Below are 14,074 nucleotides of genomic sequence, written 5' to 3' on the forward strand. Positions count from 1 at the left end.
TGAGAAAAATAATCTTTACAGACCTGATCACTATTGATTTAGATCAAAAACTGAATTTCAAAGAAGAGAAGCTGATCACGTTTTGACGCTATTATTTTTTTAAAAGATTTTGTTGTCTGTTTTTTGAGAGGCTTGGTTATCTATTTTTTAGGGGAGCTGTTGTATTTTCTTAGAGGCCTGATTATCTGTTTTTTAGAGGTTTGGTTATCTGTTTTTAGAAGAGCTGCTGTCTTTATTGTACAAACCCTGTTCCATTTAACTGTCGTTATCATTTTAATACTTTAAATTACAAAGCATTAAGCATAAATAAAGCGAACAATCATTATTCGGAACAGAGCCCCTTGGGACATATTATGATTATGCTAACAATCCAAGTTTAACCGCCAATTGATGCAAGGTGCGGCGTTCCTCCCGATTCTCCATCTGCCAAATAATGACTCACTTTTTTGCTTTTCAGTGATTCTACTATTCGTTGTTTAAGCTTTTCTTTATCTGCAGATGTTCCTAAAAGATCCCGTAAATCAACTCCTTCTTCACCGAATAAACACAAATGCAGCCGACCTACCGATGAAACCCTTAAACGATTACAGCTTTTACAAAAATCTTTACTGTAGGGCATGATTAAACCAATCTCCCCCAGATAATCAGGATGGTAAAAAATTTGTGCAGGTCCGTCATGACTTAAGGACTGTTTTTGCGTCCAGCCATTTTCTAACAGATTTTGTTTAATCCATTCACCAGAAAGGTGATGTTTATTAAAGAATTCACCGTTATCTTCTGTCTGCATTAATTCAATAAAACGTAATTGAATGGGTTGATCTTTTATCCAGTTAATATACAAATCAATGTCAATATCATTAAGACCCTTCATTAACACACTGTTAATCTTAACCTGTTTAAAACCCGCTTTGACCGAAGCATTGACGCCCTGCATGACTTTTTGAAATATATTTTTCCCGGTAATAAGGTGAAAAGTTTTTGCATCTAAGCTGTCGACGCTGACGTTAATCGAATCAAGACCAGCATCAAACCACGCTTGAGCATGACTGCTTAAATTGTAACCGTTAGTCGTAGTGGCTACTTTTTGGATGCCAGGGATAGTGGCAATGGCTTCAATTATTTTCGGAAAATCTTTGCGTAAAGCGGGTTCTCCACCTGTTATACGTACTTTTTTAGCACCCAGTTCGGCGAAAGCATTGACTAAGTTGGTTATCTCCTGCTTGCTCAAAAACTGTTTTTCATGGGTTCGCTGATATCCATCGGGCAGACAATAATTACATTTAAAATTACAGACATCGGTTATCGACAGGCGTAAGTATTCAAACTTCCGATCGAAGTTATCAATAAGTTGTTGGCTCATGTTAAGTTCCTTTCCAAATACGGGAGGCAAAGACATTTCTCTCTTTACCCTTCTTGCGCTGACCAAAATGTCAGACAAGCGGCTTAACAGACTTATTTACCTTAAAAAGGAAACTTAGTTTTATTAAGCTCGGAGCTGGTTTTAAAAAATGAGATTCATTTACCTTGGTAAATGAATCTGGAGACAGACAGTAAAATCTTATTTATTAATCATAAAAAGATCTGCTGCGGTGATTTGCTTTTTTAGTTATACTTTATTTTTAAGCATATATATACATCTCCTGAACGACTCATCAACAATCGGTTATAAGATCTATGATTAAATCATGCCATAAAAGTATGATAGAAATTCTGTTTAGTGCAGATATTTTTGTTAAAATGCTTTTTTTACTTTAACCGCGAAATATATGCTTCCAGATTCCCTAAAAATAAAGATCCGGGCAGGTTATACGCTTATTACTCAGGCTTTACCTCATTTTTCAACGCGTAAAGCACAGAATTATCTGGTCGCTGAAATCGCAAAAGTACTCGCGGGTGAATATGATAAATCACGACGCATACTGGTTGCAGAGGCCGGTACCGGGATTGGCAAATCATTAGCTTATATACTAGCAGCGCTACCCGTCGCGCAACATGCAAAGAAAAAACTCATTATTTCGACTGCGACAATCACTTTGCAGGAGCAATTAATGGTTAAGGATCTGCCTTTTTTTTTGCGCCATAGTGAATTTAAATTTACTTTTACCTTAGCTAAAGGGCGTCAGCGTTATTGCTGTGAACATAAACTGTTCAGCACCCAACAAGGCACGGAACAACAGGCTTTATTTACCGAAAAACCACAAGCAGGTGATCAGGTATTATTAACACGCCTACATGAAGCGTATCTTGCGGGTAAATGGTTAGGGGATCGCGATAGTTGGCCAACACCCATTCCAAATCGCGTCTGGCAACAGATCGTTTCCGATAAATTCAGCTGTAAACGCGCCTTAGCGAATCATCGCCAGTGCCCTTTTCATCGTGCTCGCGATGCTATCAATAAAGCAGATGTTATTGTTGTCAACCACGCATTACTGTTGGCCGATCTCGAGTTGGGAGGGGGAATCATTTTACCCGAACCTGATAACTGTTTTTATGTCCTAGACGAAGCCCATCACCTGCCCAAAATATCCAGAGATTTTTCCAGTGCGCGTGCCAGTATTAAGGGCAGTCAAGATTGGCTTAAAAAAATCAACCAGCTAAGTCAACATATTAATAAGACCATTAAACGCCATACGACTATTACACCGGGTATTAATATGCTCGAAAGCGCACAAGAAATAATAAAGGAGCTGAAAACGGTGGAGTTATTTTTTAACAATAACCCCAGCTACTTTAATGAATCAGATAAATACCGATTTGCATTGGGGGAGTTACCCGAAACATTACATCACCCCGCCTGTCATTTAAAAGAAGAAAGTAAAAAATGTTTATCGGCTTTAAATAAACTTTCAAATATTATCAGTGAAGAAATCAAAGACGGTAATGTTAAAACAAAGGATGTTGAACCTTTAATGATTGAACTGGGATTTTTCCAGCAGCGTATCGAAAACATGCAGACACTGTGGGTTATGCTGACCAGAGAAAAGACAACCAAGCAGGCACCTATCGCTGCGTGGGCTGAAAGAGAGAAAGCAGAAATTTATTTAAATGCTTCACCGATAGAGGTCGGGGGAATATTAGAGAAGATATTTTGGTCACAGGCTGCAGGGATTATTTTATGCTCCGCCACATTGACCTCACTGAATAATTTTGAATACTTTAAGCGCCAAAGCGGATTAAAAAGCAATGATGGCACGCAATACTTGCGCTTAAAGTCCCCCTTTAATTACCCCGCCATCCCTTTAATTATTGCAGATATGGAAAGCGATCCGACTCAAGCGGGTTTTGATGATGAACTGATTGAAAAAATAGAAAATTATTTACGCGACAACGAGGGTAATTTAGTTTTATTTGCATCCTACTGGCAAATGAATTTAGTGGCCGATAAGCTCAATAAGAAATACCAAGAGGCTTTATTAATACAAGGCGTCTTGTCGCGCAGCAAACTTATCAAAACACATAAGCAGCGCTGTGATCAAGGCAAAACAAGTATTATCTTCGGTACCGGCGGATTATCCGAGGGACTGGATTTGCCCGGACATTATTTGACCAACTTGATTATTACCAAATTACCTTTCGCCGTACCAAACTCTCCCGTTGAAGAAGCGCATTCTGAATGGATAAAAGCCCAAGGTGGCAACCCTTTTTTACAGCTTTCTATTCCAGAGACAAGTAAAAAACTGATCCAGTCATGTGGACGATTGATTAGAAAAGAAAATGACACAGGGCGAATTATTATATTGGATAAGAGAGTAAAAACGAAACGTTACGGAAAAGGTTTACTGGATGCGCTTCCCCCTTTTGCGATTCAATTTGAGCATAAACATTAATGACTGAACTTTTTTTTGACCCCGGCACTTGGGCGTTACTTGTTTTTGTAGGCTTGATCGCAGGTTTTATTGATGCGGTCGTTGGCGGAGGAGGCATGCTGACGGTCCCAACATTATTAAGCTTAGGTCTACCTGCCCACTTAACCCTTGGTACCAATAAATTATCTGCTTGTTTTTCTTCGGGCATCGCATCTTATACTTATTTTAGAAAACAATTATTTAACCCGCAATTTTGGAAAAATAGTTTCTACAGTACGCTAACAGGTGCCTTTATTGGCACGGTGTTTGTTAATTTAATTGATACTCAATGGCTAGAAAAAATACTGCCTGTTATTATTTTGATTGTCGCTCTCTATACTTTATTAAATCAGATACATGATATTGATAATCATAAACTGCCTGAAAATAAATCTATTTTTCGCATAAAACAGATAATTCAAGGGTTTTTGCTGGGCTTTTATGATGGCTCCTCCGGTCCGGGAACAGGGGCATTTTGGGTAATTTCCAATATGCGCCTTTATAAACTAAACATTTTGCTGTCTAGCGGCATTGCAAAGGCGATGAATTTCACTAGTAATGTGACTTCCCTATTAATATTCATCTATTTTGGTCAAGTAAACTGGTTGATTGGGTTAACAATGGGAGCCTGTTTGATGCTTGGCGCATACATAGGGGCTCATTCTGCCATTCATTTTGGCGCTAAATTTATACGCCCCGTTTTTATATTAATTGTGGTCATCATGGCCATTAAATTAGGGTACGACGCATGGTTCAGTTAAGTTCAAAAAATTTACCGATAGACCAATTAAATAGACAATTAAAGGTGTTAAGCAAAAGATGCGAAGTACTGGATGAGTCGGTTAGTCAGACAGAAAACAAATGTTTTGTTTTTGAAGTGCATATATTTCCCAAGCGTTGTCTCACGCTGTTAGGCTACATCAAGCAAATAGAACATACTGCCAAATCTTTACAAAATGCACTTGATAAAAACCTTCCCGAGGCCCTGATAGCCTTTGAATGCACACTTTTTATTGATCAATTTCAGGTGTTATTACAACTGGTACAAAGCTTAGAAAAAGGAGAAGCTGACATATTATATAAATCCTATTCATCCATTAAAGAAAATATCTACCAACAGTTACAGAAACAATATCACTATGAAGAACGTTTATTAAACATGATTGCAGAGCAGGAAGAGTTAATGACCCATTCAAATGCTCAACAAAAAATAGACATTAAAGAAAAAATTGAGGTCTTAAAAGGACGTTATCAAAAGTGTAATAGCTATACTCAAATGTTAGAATTTAAATTTCAGGATAGCAGTGATGAGTGAATATAATGAAGATAAAAAAAATAACCCACCACTAGTCGATGCGCTGCAATCAGTGCAACTAGCCGTTGATTTAATTCAACTGTTAGAAGAAAATAAAATTGATAAGCAAGTGGCTATGGACGCTTTAGAGATAGTATTAAAGGATTTTAAAAATAAACCAGCCTAAAATACTTTGATATAAATGCCCGGCATTTTTGAGCAGTTTACTCAATAAAGGCGTTCTTTAAGATCAGAAAACGTTGAGTGAGTACTTAGCAAGCTATAAAATCATTGGTTTTCTGATAAGGGATTTCACTGACAGTGATGCCGGTAACACGTGCGGTTTTAGGCCCTTTTTCAAGCCATTTCAGCATTTTCGCTATTTGTTCACGCGGGCCGTACATAACAACTTCAACATCACCGCATTGTAAATTTTTTGCATGTCCCATAACATAATGCAAACGCGCTTCCCTGCAGGTAAAATAGCGAAAACCAACCGCCTGCACTATGCCCGACACAATCACTTTACAGCCAATATTATCCATTATCACCCTCTCTCTAAATAGCTCACCTAATGAGTAGAATTGTTAGAACCTCACATCGTAGATCATTTTTTTAGGCTGAACCGTTAAGTTAATACCAACCAGATGCCGACACACATCATTAAGCTACCGGCAATTCTATTCATTAAAATAACATTACCACGTTGCTGCAGAAGGTGCCGCAAAGTATGACCACCCGCCGCATAAAGCAATAAACAGACTAATTCAAAAAACAATATGATAGCGACTAAAATCATCGCTTGTGGATATAATGGTAGCTCAGAATTAATAAAAGGGGGTAATAGTGAAATCATAAAAGCCCACCCTTTTGGATTGGCAATAGCGGTCACAAATCCTTGGGTTATAAGTGACTTACGGGTAACACTGTCCTGTTGCACAAAATTTTCTGGAATTGCCATTTTACCGCGAGAACGCCACATCTGTATACCCAGATAAAACAGGTACAACCCCCCCAAATACTTCAGCACCAGAAACATATTCGGCCGGGCTAATAAAATAGTTGCCACCCCAATCAATGATGAAATGGTCACCAGCGCAACCCCAACTAATTCACCAACCATCATCCATAGACTTTTACGTACACCTATTGTCATACCCAAGGTCATTGCCAACGTCATACACAATCCAGGCGTCGCCGATACTGCAAAAAAAGTGGGGACAAATAATATCAGAACAGAATATTCCATTTTCTCTCAATTAGATAAAAAAGCGCCAGTAACGAGGCGTGGTTTGCAGACTATCCTTGTTCTCACTTAACAAAATCCTATTGAATGATTTTGAACAGCGTTAGCTGACCGCTAAGCAGTAAGAACAAGACGCTCTGAATAAATATCAACCCAGTTAGCATTGATATTGACAAGCCGGGTTGGTTACCTTTTGAGTTATTTTAGTATTATTAAATAACGCTTACTGTTTCCGCCAAGTTGTGCCGCCAGGGCCATCCTCTAAAACAATTTTTAATGCCGCCAGTTTATCACGCGCTGAATCCGCTGAAGCCCAATCTTTATTTTGTCTAGCATCATTACGTTGTTTGATAAGCGCTTCAATCATGGCAACTTCTTCGTTTTTTTCATCACCCTGCAAAAACTGCTCGGCTGACTGGTTTAATAAACCAAGCACATTAGCAAGTGTCACTAATAGTCCCGCAGATAAAGATGCTTGCTTAATATTCGACTGTTTAAGACGGTTTATCTCTTTAGCAAGATCGAACAATACAGCTAAAGCCCCCGGCGTATTAAAATCATCATCCATTGCTTTAATAAATTGCTGATAATGCAGATTCGTTTTATCAAGCGGAGTGTCTTTACTGAAGGTTAAATCACGAACTGAGTTGTATAAACGCTCCAGGCTCGCACGGGCCTGTTTTAAATTATCTTCAGAATAGTTAAGTTGGCTGCGGTAATGTCCCGAAATCAAAAAATATCGGACGGACTCACTATCAAAAAATTTTAACACCTCTTTAATGGTAAAAAAATTCTTAAGTGATTTCGACATTTTAACTTTGTCTACTTGCACCATTCCCGAATGCATCCAGGTATTCACATACTGACCATGATGGGCGCAACAGGATTGCGCAATTTCATTTTCATGGTGCGGAAAAGCAAGATCGGATCCACCACCATGGATATCAAATACTTCACCAAGATGTTTATGGTTCATAGCTGAACATTCAATATGCCAACCGGGACGACCGTTCCCCCAAGGCGAAGTCCAAAAAGGCTCAGCGGGTTTTGCCATTTTCCAAAGAACAAAATCCAATGGATTACGTTTACTCTCTTCAACTTCAACGCGCGAGCCTGCCCGTAACATTTCCAAATTTTGGCCGCTTAATTGACCATATTCTTTAAAGCTGTCAACTGCAAATAAAACATCATTGTTTTCGGCAACATAGGCGTGCCCTTTTGCGATCAATTTTTTGATCATCTCGATAACTTCTGGCATATGATCCGTCACCCGAGGTTCAAGATCCGGACGTAACATAAACAACGCATCAAAATCCTGATGCATAGCCTCGGTAAAACGTGATGTTAATTGATCACAGCTTTCATTATTTTCAGCTGCTCGTTTAATTATTTTGTCATCTACGTCGGTGATATTACGAATATAATTAAGTGAGTATCCACTAAAACGTAAATAACGCGCCACAGTATCAAAAGCCACAAATGTGCGACCATGGCCTATATGGCAATAATCGTAAATAGTGATACCACACACATACATACCAACTTTACCGGGAATGAGCGGTTTAAACGGTTCTTTTTGTCGCGTTAAGCTGTTGTATATTTTTAACATGAAGCTTCCAATCAGATCACTATAGAATGGGCATTCTAACCTGCAATTAATAGAAATTCACCCTTTGTATTTAATGAATATCATGCTTTAGGGTATGATATAAGCAGACCCTAAGGGGATTTATTATTTTTTCAATAACAGGAACTAAAAATGGTTACTTTACATACAAACTTTGGTGATATTAAACTTGATTTAAATGCAGAAAAGGCACCTAAAACTGTTGCTAACTTTATTAAATATGTTGAATCAGGTCATTATGACAATACTATTTTTCATCGCGTTATCGATGGTTTTATGATTCAAGGTGGTGGCTTTGCGGCAGGGATGGAAGAAAAACCAACCAATAAACCGGTGAAAAATGAAGCAAATAACGGTCTGTCAAATACAAAATATTCCGTCGCAATGGCAAGAACAATGGAGCCCCATTCTGCGTCTGCACAATTCTTTATTAATCTTAACGACAATAAGTTTTTAGATTTTAAATCGGAAACAACTGATGGTTGGGGATATTGCGTATTTGCACAAGTTGTTGAAGGAGTCGATGTTGTTGATAAGATAAGAAATGTGGCAACAGGCAACTCTGGTTATGTGCATCAAGATGTTCCTCTGGAAGATGTGATCATCAAAAGTGTCACTATTGTTTAACGGTTAACTGGTGTCTTCTATGCGCACACTCTTCATCGCCGATCTGCATCTCAGTGAAAAGCATCCGCAAATAAGCCATGCATTTTTTGAGTTTCTGCAAAATGAAACTGAAAATGTGGATGCCTTATATATTTTGGGTGATTTATTTGAAGTTTGGATCGGGGATGATGAGCGCACTCTCTTAATGAATGAAGTTGCTCTTAAATTATCAGAATATGCACTGAAAAATAATATATTACTGTATTACATTCATGGTAACCGTGATTTTATGATTGGCAAAAAATATGCAAAACAATCATCAATGCAATTGTTACCGGAACACTGTGAAATAAATTTGTATGGCAAAAAAATACTGATTTTACACGGTGATACACTTTGTTTAGCAGATAAAAATTATCAAAAAATGCGTACGCTGCTCCATAACCCTCTCATACAATTAGTTTTTAATCTTTTACCACTCTTTCTACGTAAAAAAATAGGCTGGAAAATTCGTCATGCAAGCCAGTCCAAAAAAGTCTATAAAAATCGAGAAGTGATGGATGTCACTAAAGATGAAGTAGTACGTTTAATGGAGAAACATCATGTCCAGACTTTAATTCACGGACATACCCATCGAGTAGCTTGTCATGAGATGTTAGTTAAAGGGCAAGCTGCACAACGATATGATGTCGGCGATTGGCGTCATAATTTAAGTTATGTCGAAGTTCAAAAAGATAAAATCAATTTAGTTATCCGCCCGATTAATTTCTATAACTAACCTAATGCCAAACTTGCGCAGTTAAAATTAACCGAAGTAAATTCACAACCTGTCGTTTGTTAATACTACAAACATAAAAAAGCCGGCTAGATAGCCGGCCTAAAAATCAAGCTTAAAAGTTAAGAATGAGCATAATCCAGCGTAATAGCAGCCGCTTCAAGTAAAAATGAGTCGATAGGTTCAAAATCATCTGGAATATCATCGACAGATTTTACCTCGGGTAAACCGGCACGTTTTAAACGTTCGTTAACCCGTACTAATGATTCCTTTTCCTGTTCTTCTCGTAATTTAATCCGATCACTTTCTTTAAGAGAAATGGTCGTCATATCTTTTTCTTGAAGATATTCTTCAATATCTTTTTCTAAATAACTAAACTCAATTTTATTTTTAATACGTAAATTGTGCTTTTCAGTCAATGACTTAACAACAGATTGTAAATTATTTACCGGAGAATAATCGGCTGATTTTATATTATCCCAAGGTAATGCATTTTTTTCCAGACTTTCACCTGTCTCATTAGGATCGATCCCACTTGGGAATTGAATATCAGGAATAACCCCTTTGTTTTGCGTACTGCCACCGTCGATACGATAAAATTTTGCAATAGTATATTGAACTGACCCCACCAGATCGGCATCTTTATCATAAAATCGAGATATACGGCGGTGTTGTTGTACTGTCCCCTTTCCAAAACTTTGTTCGCCAAGGATAATTGCACGGCCATAATCTTGTAAAGCGGCAGCAAATATTTCAGAAGCAGAGGCACTATTGCGATTAATCAGAACAGTTAATGGCCCTTTATAACTTACCGCTTTATTTTCATCCTGATGAACCAGAACTTGATTACGTCCATCCCGTACCTGCACAACGGGCCCTGTTCCAATAAACAAACCGGTTAATAGTGTCGCTTCGCTTAATGCGCCACCGCCATTATTGCGCAAATCAATAATAATACCTTTAATATTTTCTTTTGCTAATAAAGCTAATTCTTGGTCAACATCTTCACTTAAGTTCATGTAAAAGCTTGGAATAGTAATAACACCAATTTTTTGACCATCAATCACTTCTACAGATGATTTTGCTTCACGGTCTTCAAGATGTATTTGTTCGCGCGTGATGATCACAATCTTGCTTTTATCGCCGGCTTTACCCGATAAAATCTGTAATTTAACATCGGTTCCCTTCGGGCCTTTTATTAAATCGACAATATCATCTAAGCGCCATCCAACCACATCGACAACTTTTCCATCTTCTTGTCCGACGCCTATTATTTTATCATTTTTGAATATCTGATTAGAACGCTCTGCGGGTCCACCGGGAACAAGGCTTCTGATAACCGTATAATCATCTTCGAGTTGCAGAACAGCGCCTATCCCTTCCAGAGATAAGTTCATTTCCATTTTAAAACGTTCAGCATTGCGGGGTGACAAATAGCTTGTATGGGGTTCAATAGTTCGCGCATAAGCATTCATAAAAGTTTGAAAAACATCTTCACTTTCAGTTTGGGTCAAATGTTTAAGTGCATAGTTGTAACGTTTACTTAATAGCTCTTTGATTTTATCCCATGTTTTACCGCTTAATTTAAGGACTAAAGCATCGGATTTTACTTTTTGTTGCCAAATTTTATTCAGTTCAACAGTGTCTTTTGCCCAGGGTGCCTTGCTACGGTCAAATTGAAACTCATCAGTTGTGTCAAACATAATCTCTTTGTCTAGCAAAGATAATGCATAACTAAAACGTTCATAACGGCGTTTTAGACTAAGCTGATAAATTTCATAGGCAGGCTGTAATTGACCCGTTTTTAAATTATCATCAAGCAAAAATTGATAGCTTTTTAAATCATTGATATCGCTTTGCATAAAGATTTGTTTATTATAATCAAGCTGCTCGATATAACGCTCAAACACTTGTTGCGAAAGAGCATCATTCAAGGGTATATATTTGTAGTGAGAACGACTGAATAAGTCGCTCACTCTTTTCGTCACTTTAGCATGCTGTGCTTGTTGCTCTAATTGAGGGATATCTGCGCTATCAAAATCGGCTGGAACAGCGCATACAATACCAATATATAAATAACTTGCTATAACGGCTAAGTGTCGAAAATATTTGTTCATCAAGATTCCTTTACACAATTAGATGTTTGGCTTTAACTTTAACCATCATTCCAGAAGCCAGTTCTACCTGAATATCATCCTTTGAAATTTCAACAACAACAGCTGAAACAGGTGATTTACCCAGCAAAACTTTGACAGTTTGTTTCAACGCAAGTTCAGAGTGCGTTGCCTCTTTATAATTACTCAGGTCAACCGAAGATTCTTTTTTAAGCTCTTTCTTCTCAGTGCGTTTAGGGACATTAACTTGCTTGGCAGCTTTAGCTGGTGCGGCTTCTTTCTGCACTTTTTTCTGTTTAGCAAACACTTTATCTTTGCTTTCTTTGAGTGTTTTTAAAGCATGCTCTGCATGCTCAGCTGAAACAGCGTCACCTTCATTGCCATCTAAATCAACACGTTTTTCTGATACTTTTATGCAGTGCAGGTAACGCCAACTTAATGTGTATTGGCGTAAAGCACCACGTAGTTGAGTTTTACTAACCCGCTCTTCATTTTCTAAACGTACAGCAAGATCTTGAAATATGCCAATTTTCAAAGGTTTTGCAGGATTATTAGCCGCCGTAAAACATAACGGAAACTGTTCAGTAAGAAAGTTAATTATTTGTTTGTTGTTAGTAAATTTTTCTGTATTTTCCATGTAGAACCTAATTAGTGATGCCAGTAGCTCAATGATTAAAACGATGTCTTGAATCATTGCGAGTATAAATTTATTCCACAGTATAGGGATGCGATAGTAAAATGTGAAACTTAATTTAAGTTTGTTAATCATTTTACGGATTGTAAAGGCCTAAACTGACACGCTTGCTGCTTTATTTTTAATTTAATCTGTTTTTAAAGCACCTAAATTGATCTAACCCCATAACTTTATAACAAAAAAAAGTAGAATGTGTCGCCCATAAACCCCTTGGTTTATACTGACTTGATATCAGAATAGAGATTATTTATGACTCCAGAATTACTTTCCCCTGCCGGGACGTTAAAAAATATGCGTTATGCTTTTGCTTATGGAGCAGACGCTGTTTATGCAGGTCAACCCCGTTATTCTCTGCGTGTAAGAAATAATGAATTTAATGTTGAAAAATTAGAAATTGGCATAAATGAAGCACACGCACAGGGCAAAAAACTTTACGTTGTCTGTAACATTCAACCCCATAATTCAAAATTGAAAACATTTATACATGATATGCAGCCAGTGGTGAATTTAAAACCAGATGCTTTAATCATGTCTGATCCCGGTTTAATCATGATGGTACGGGAAGCATTTCCACAGATGCCCGTACATTTAAGTGTGCAGGCGAACGCAGTGAACTGGGCAAGCGTTAAATTTTGGGAAAAACAAGGCATTGAACGGGTTATTTTATCACGGGAATTATCATTAGATGAAATCGAAGATATTAGACAACATTGTCCTGATATTGAGATTGAAGTCTTTGTGCATGGTGCACTCTGTATGGCATATTCAGGCCGTTGTTTGTTGTCCGGTTACATCAATAAACGCGATCCTAATCAGGGAACATGCACCAACTCCTGCCGCTGGAAATATGATGCACATCCAGCAGAAGAAAATGAAACGGGTGATATTGTGGCGATCCAACGCCCGAATCCAACCTTAGGAGAAGGAAAACCGACTGACCAAATGTTCCTATTACAAGAGCAAGGTCGTCCCAATGAATACATGCCGGCATTTGAAGATGAGCATGGCACTTATATCATGAACTCCAAAGACTTACGCGCGATTCAACATATTGAGCGCCTTTTAAGTATTGGCGTGCAATCTCTAAAAATTGAAGGCAGAACCAAGAGTTATTATTACTGCGCGCGCACTGCGCAGGTTTATAGAAAAGCGATGGATGATGCCATCAATGGTCGCCCCTTTGATCCAAAATTGATGGGAACATTAGAAAATCTTGCGCACCGGGGGTATACGGAAGGTTTTTTAAGTCGCCACACCCATGATCAATATCAAAACTATGATTATGGTTACTCTATCAGTGATACTCAACAATTTGTAGGGGAAATGACTGGTCGTGACGCCCAGGGTTTCGCTGAGGTGTTAGTTAAAAATAAATTTTTAGTTGGTGACCAACTTGAATTGATGACACCGCAGGGAAATATTAATTTCGCCTTAGAACAACTGCAAACCAAAAAAGGAGAGCTTGTTGATGTGGCTCCTGGTTCAGGACATATTCTCTATATGCCAATACCCAAAGAAATCGACCTTAGTCATGCTTTGTTAATGCGTAATCTTAATAACGACCAAAACACGCGCAACCCGCACAGTAAATAACCATGGCACTCTTAATTAAAGATAACTGTATCAATTGTGATATGTGCGATCCGGAATGCCCAAATGAAGCGATCCATTTTGATGCGGAGATCTACAAAATCACCCCGGATCTTTGCACTGAATGCATTGGTTTTTATGAAAAGCCAACCTGTATGGCGGTTTGTCCGATTAACTGTATTATTATTGATCCTGAAAATATTGAATCTGAGCAGCAATTGATAGATAAATTTGCAGAATTATATAGTTAGTCGCTATAGTAGCTAGTTTTGTCTCTCTTCAG

General features: G+C 38.0%; 14 protein-coding genes and 1 riboswitch. Of the genes, 8 read left to right on the plus strand and 6 right to left on the minus strand.

What is annotated here, in order from left to right; all coding sequences use genetic code 11:
• Positions 1 to 376: 376 nt before the first annotated feature.
• Complete coding sequence (gene moaA / locus PING_RS11235; protein WP_041766428.1) at positions 377 to 1,360, minus strand: GTP 3',8-cyclase MoaA; 984 nt, start codon at positions 1,358 to 1,360, stop codon at positions 377 to 379.
• Positions 1,351 to 1,507, minus strand: a riboswitch (molybdenum cofactor riboswitch). Its footprint overlaps the gene before it by 10 nt.
• 259 nt (positions 1,508 to 1,766) lie before the next feature.
• On the opposite strand from moaA, the gene dinG reads away from it, so the two are divergent.
• Genes dinG through PING_RS20030 form a run of 4 tightly spaced genes read left to right on the plus strand, consistent with a single transcriptional unit; the run spans position 1,767 to position 5,326 of the window.
• Positions 1,767 to 3,827: an ATP-dependent DNA helicase DinG gene (gene dinG / locus PING_RS11240; RefSeq protein ID WP_011770479.1), complete on the plus strand. Its 2,061-nt coding sequence runs from the start codon at positions 1,767 to 1,769 to the stop codon at positions 3,825 to 3,827.
• Entirely contained in the window at positions 3,827 to 4,606 is a 780-nt protein-coding gene (locus PING_RS11245; protein ID WP_011770480.1) for a TSUP family transporter, read from the plus strand. The genes dinG and PING_RS11245 overlap by 1 nt, the downstream gene beginning before the upstream one ends.
• Positions 4,594 to 5,160, plus strand: a complete 567-nt coding sequence (locus tag PING_RS11250) for a primosomal replication protein (RefSeq protein ID WP_011770481.1) — start codon at positions 4,594 to 4,596, stop codon at positions 5,158 to 5,160. The genes PING_RS11245 and PING_RS11250 overlap by 13 nt, the downstream gene beginning before the upstream one ends.
• Positions 5,153 to 5,326 carry a YbaM family protein gene (locus PING_RS20030; protein WP_011770482.1) on the plus strand — a complete coding sequence of 58 codons (174 nt, stop codon included), beginning with the start codon at positions 5,153 to 5,155 and terminating at the stop codon, positions 5,324 to 5,326. Before PING_RS11250 ends, PING_RS20030 begins: the two co-directional genes overlap by 8 nt.
• Positions 5,327 to 5,411: 85 nt before the next feature.
• On the opposite strand, the gene PING_RS11255 is transcribed toward PING_RS20030, so the two are convergent.
• From PING_RS11255 to cysS, 3 genes are all read right to left on the minus strand, one after another.
• Positions 5,412 to 5,684: an acylphosphatase gene (locus tag PING_RS11255; RefSeq protein WP_011770483.1), complete on the minus strand. Its 273-nt coding sequence runs from the start codon at positions 5,682 to 5,684 to the stop codon at positions 5,412 to 5,414.
• Between the two features lie 83 nt (positions 5,685 to 5,767).
• Complete coding sequence (locus tag PING_RS11260) at positions 5,768 to 6,388, minus strand: LysE family translocator (protein WP_011770484.1); 621 nt, start codon at positions 6,386 to 6,388, stop codon at positions 5,768 to 5,770.
• Between the two features lie 220 nt (positions 6,389 to 6,608).
• Positions 6,609 to 7,994: a cysteine--tRNA ligase gene (cysS, locus tag PING_RS11265; RefSeq protein ID WP_011770485.1), complete on the minus strand. Its 1,386-nt coding sequence runs from the start codon at positions 7,992 to 7,994 to the stop codon at positions 6,609 to 6,611.
• Between the two features lie 150 nt (positions 7,995 to 8,144).
• Between cysS and PING_RS11270 the strand changes: the two genes are divergently transcribed.
• A complete protein-coding gene (locus PING_RS11270; protein ID WP_011770486.1) occupies positions 8,145 to 8,639 on the plus strand; it encodes a peptidylprolyl isomerase in 495 nt (164 codons plus the stop codon).
• A gap of 19 nt (positions 8,640 to 8,658) precedes the next feature.
• Entirely contained in the window at positions 8,659 to 9,396 is a 738-nt protein-coding gene (locus PING_RS11275; RefSeq protein ID WP_011770487.1) for a UDP-2,3-diacylglucosamine diphosphatase, read from the plus strand.
• A 119-nt stretch (positions 9,397 to 9,515) separates the two neighbouring features.
• On the opposite strand, the gene prc is transcribed toward PING_RS11275, so the two are convergent.
• Together prc and proQ are read right to left on the minus strand one after the other, a co-directional pair.
• The gene (gene prc, locus PING_RS11280; protein ID WP_011770488.1) at positions 9,516 to 11,510 is read right to left on the minus strand and encodes a carboxy terminal-processing peptidase; all 1,995 of its coding nucleotides are present in this window, start codon (positions 11,508 to 11,510) and stop codon (positions 9,516 to 9,518) included.
• A 10-nt stretch (positions 11,511 to 11,520) separates the two neighbouring features.
• A complete protein-coding gene (gene proQ, locus PING_RS11285; protein ID WP_011770489.1) occupies positions 11,521 to 12,144 on the minus strand; it encodes an RNA chaperone ProQ in 624 nt (207 codons plus the stop codon).
• A gap of 306 nt (positions 12,145 to 12,450) precedes the next feature.
• On the opposite strand from proQ, the gene trhP reads away from it, so the two are divergent.
• Entirely contained in the window at positions 12,451 to 13,794 is a 1,344-nt protein-coding gene (trhP, locus tag PING_RS11290) for a prephenate-dependent tRNA uridine(34) hydroxylase TrhP (RefSeq protein WP_011770490.1), read from the plus strand.
• 2 nt (positions 13,795 to 13,796) lie between these two features.
• Positions 13,797 to 14,042, plus strand: a complete 246-nt coding sequence (locus tag PING_RS11295) for a YfhL family 4Fe-4S dicluster ferredoxin (protein ID WP_011770491.1) — start codon at positions 13,797 to 13,799, stop codon at positions 14,040 to 14,042.
• Positions 14,043 to 14,074: the final 32 nt, after the last annotated feature.

Source organism: Psychromonas ingrahamii 37 (assembly GCF_000015285.1).
Taxonomy (GTDB): domain Bacteria; phylum Pseudomonadota; class Gammaproteobacteria; order Enterobacterales; family Psychromonadaceae; genus Psychromonas; species Psychromonas ingrahamii.

What these genes read in the sequence shown, in the direction of transcription:
- moaA (WP_041766428.1), bottom strand. Translation starts at nt 1,360, where the DNA reads ATGAGCCAACAACTTATTGATAACTTCGATCGGAAGTTTGAATACTTA.
- dinG (WP_011770479.1), top strand. Translation starts at nt 1,767, where the DNA reads ATGCTTCCAGATTCCCTAAAAATAAAGATCCGGGCAGGTTATACGCTT.
- PING_RS11245 (WP_011770480.1), top strand. Translation starts at nt 3,827, where the DNA reads ATGACTGAACTTTTTTTTGACCCCGGCACTTGGGCGTTACTTGTTTTT.
- PING_RS11250 (WP_011770481.1), top strand. Translation starts at nt 4,594, where the DNA reads ATGGTTCAGTTAAGTTCAAAAAATTTACCGATAGACCAATTAAATAGA.
- PING_RS20030 (WP_011770482.1), top strand. Translation starts at nt 5,153, where the DNA reads ATGAGTGAATATAATGAAGATAAAAAAAATAACCCACCACTAGTCGAT.
- PING_RS11255 (WP_011770483.1), bottom strand. Translation starts at nt 5,684, where the DNA reads ATGGATAATATTGGCTGTAAAGTGATTGTGTCGGGCATAGTGCAGGCG.
- PING_RS11260 (WP_011770484.1), bottom strand. Translation starts at nt 6,388, where the DNA reads ATGGAATATTCTGTTCTGATATTATTTGTCCCCACTTTTTTTGCAGTA.
- cysS (WP_011770485.1), bottom strand. Translation starts at nt 7,994, where the DNA reads ATGTTAAAAATATACAACAGCTTAACGCGACAAAAAGAACCGTTTAAA.
- PING_RS11270 (WP_011770486.1), top strand. Translation starts at nt 8,145, where the DNA reads ATGGTTACTTTACATACAAACTTTGGTGATATTAAACTTGATTTAAAT.
- PING_RS11275 (WP_011770487.1), top strand. Translation starts at nt 8,659, where the DNA reads ATGCGCACACTCTTCATCGCCGATCTGCATCTCAGTGAAAAGCATCCG.
- prc (WP_011770488.1), bottom strand. Translation starts at nt 11,510, where the DNA reads ATGAACAAATATTTTCGACACTTAGCCGTTATAGCAAGTTATTTATAT.
- proQ (WP_011770489.1), bottom strand. Translation starts at nt 12,144, where the DNA reads ATGGAAAATACAGAAAAATTTACTAACAACAAACAAATAATTAACTTT.
- trhP (WP_011770490.1), top strand. Translation starts at nt 12,451, where the DNA reads ATGACTCCAGAATTACTTTCCCCTGCCGGGACGTTAAAAAATATGCGT.
- PING_RS11295 (WP_011770491.1), top strand. Translation starts at nt 13,797, where the DNA reads ATGGCACTCTTAATTAAAGATAACTGTATCAATTGTGATATGTGCGAT.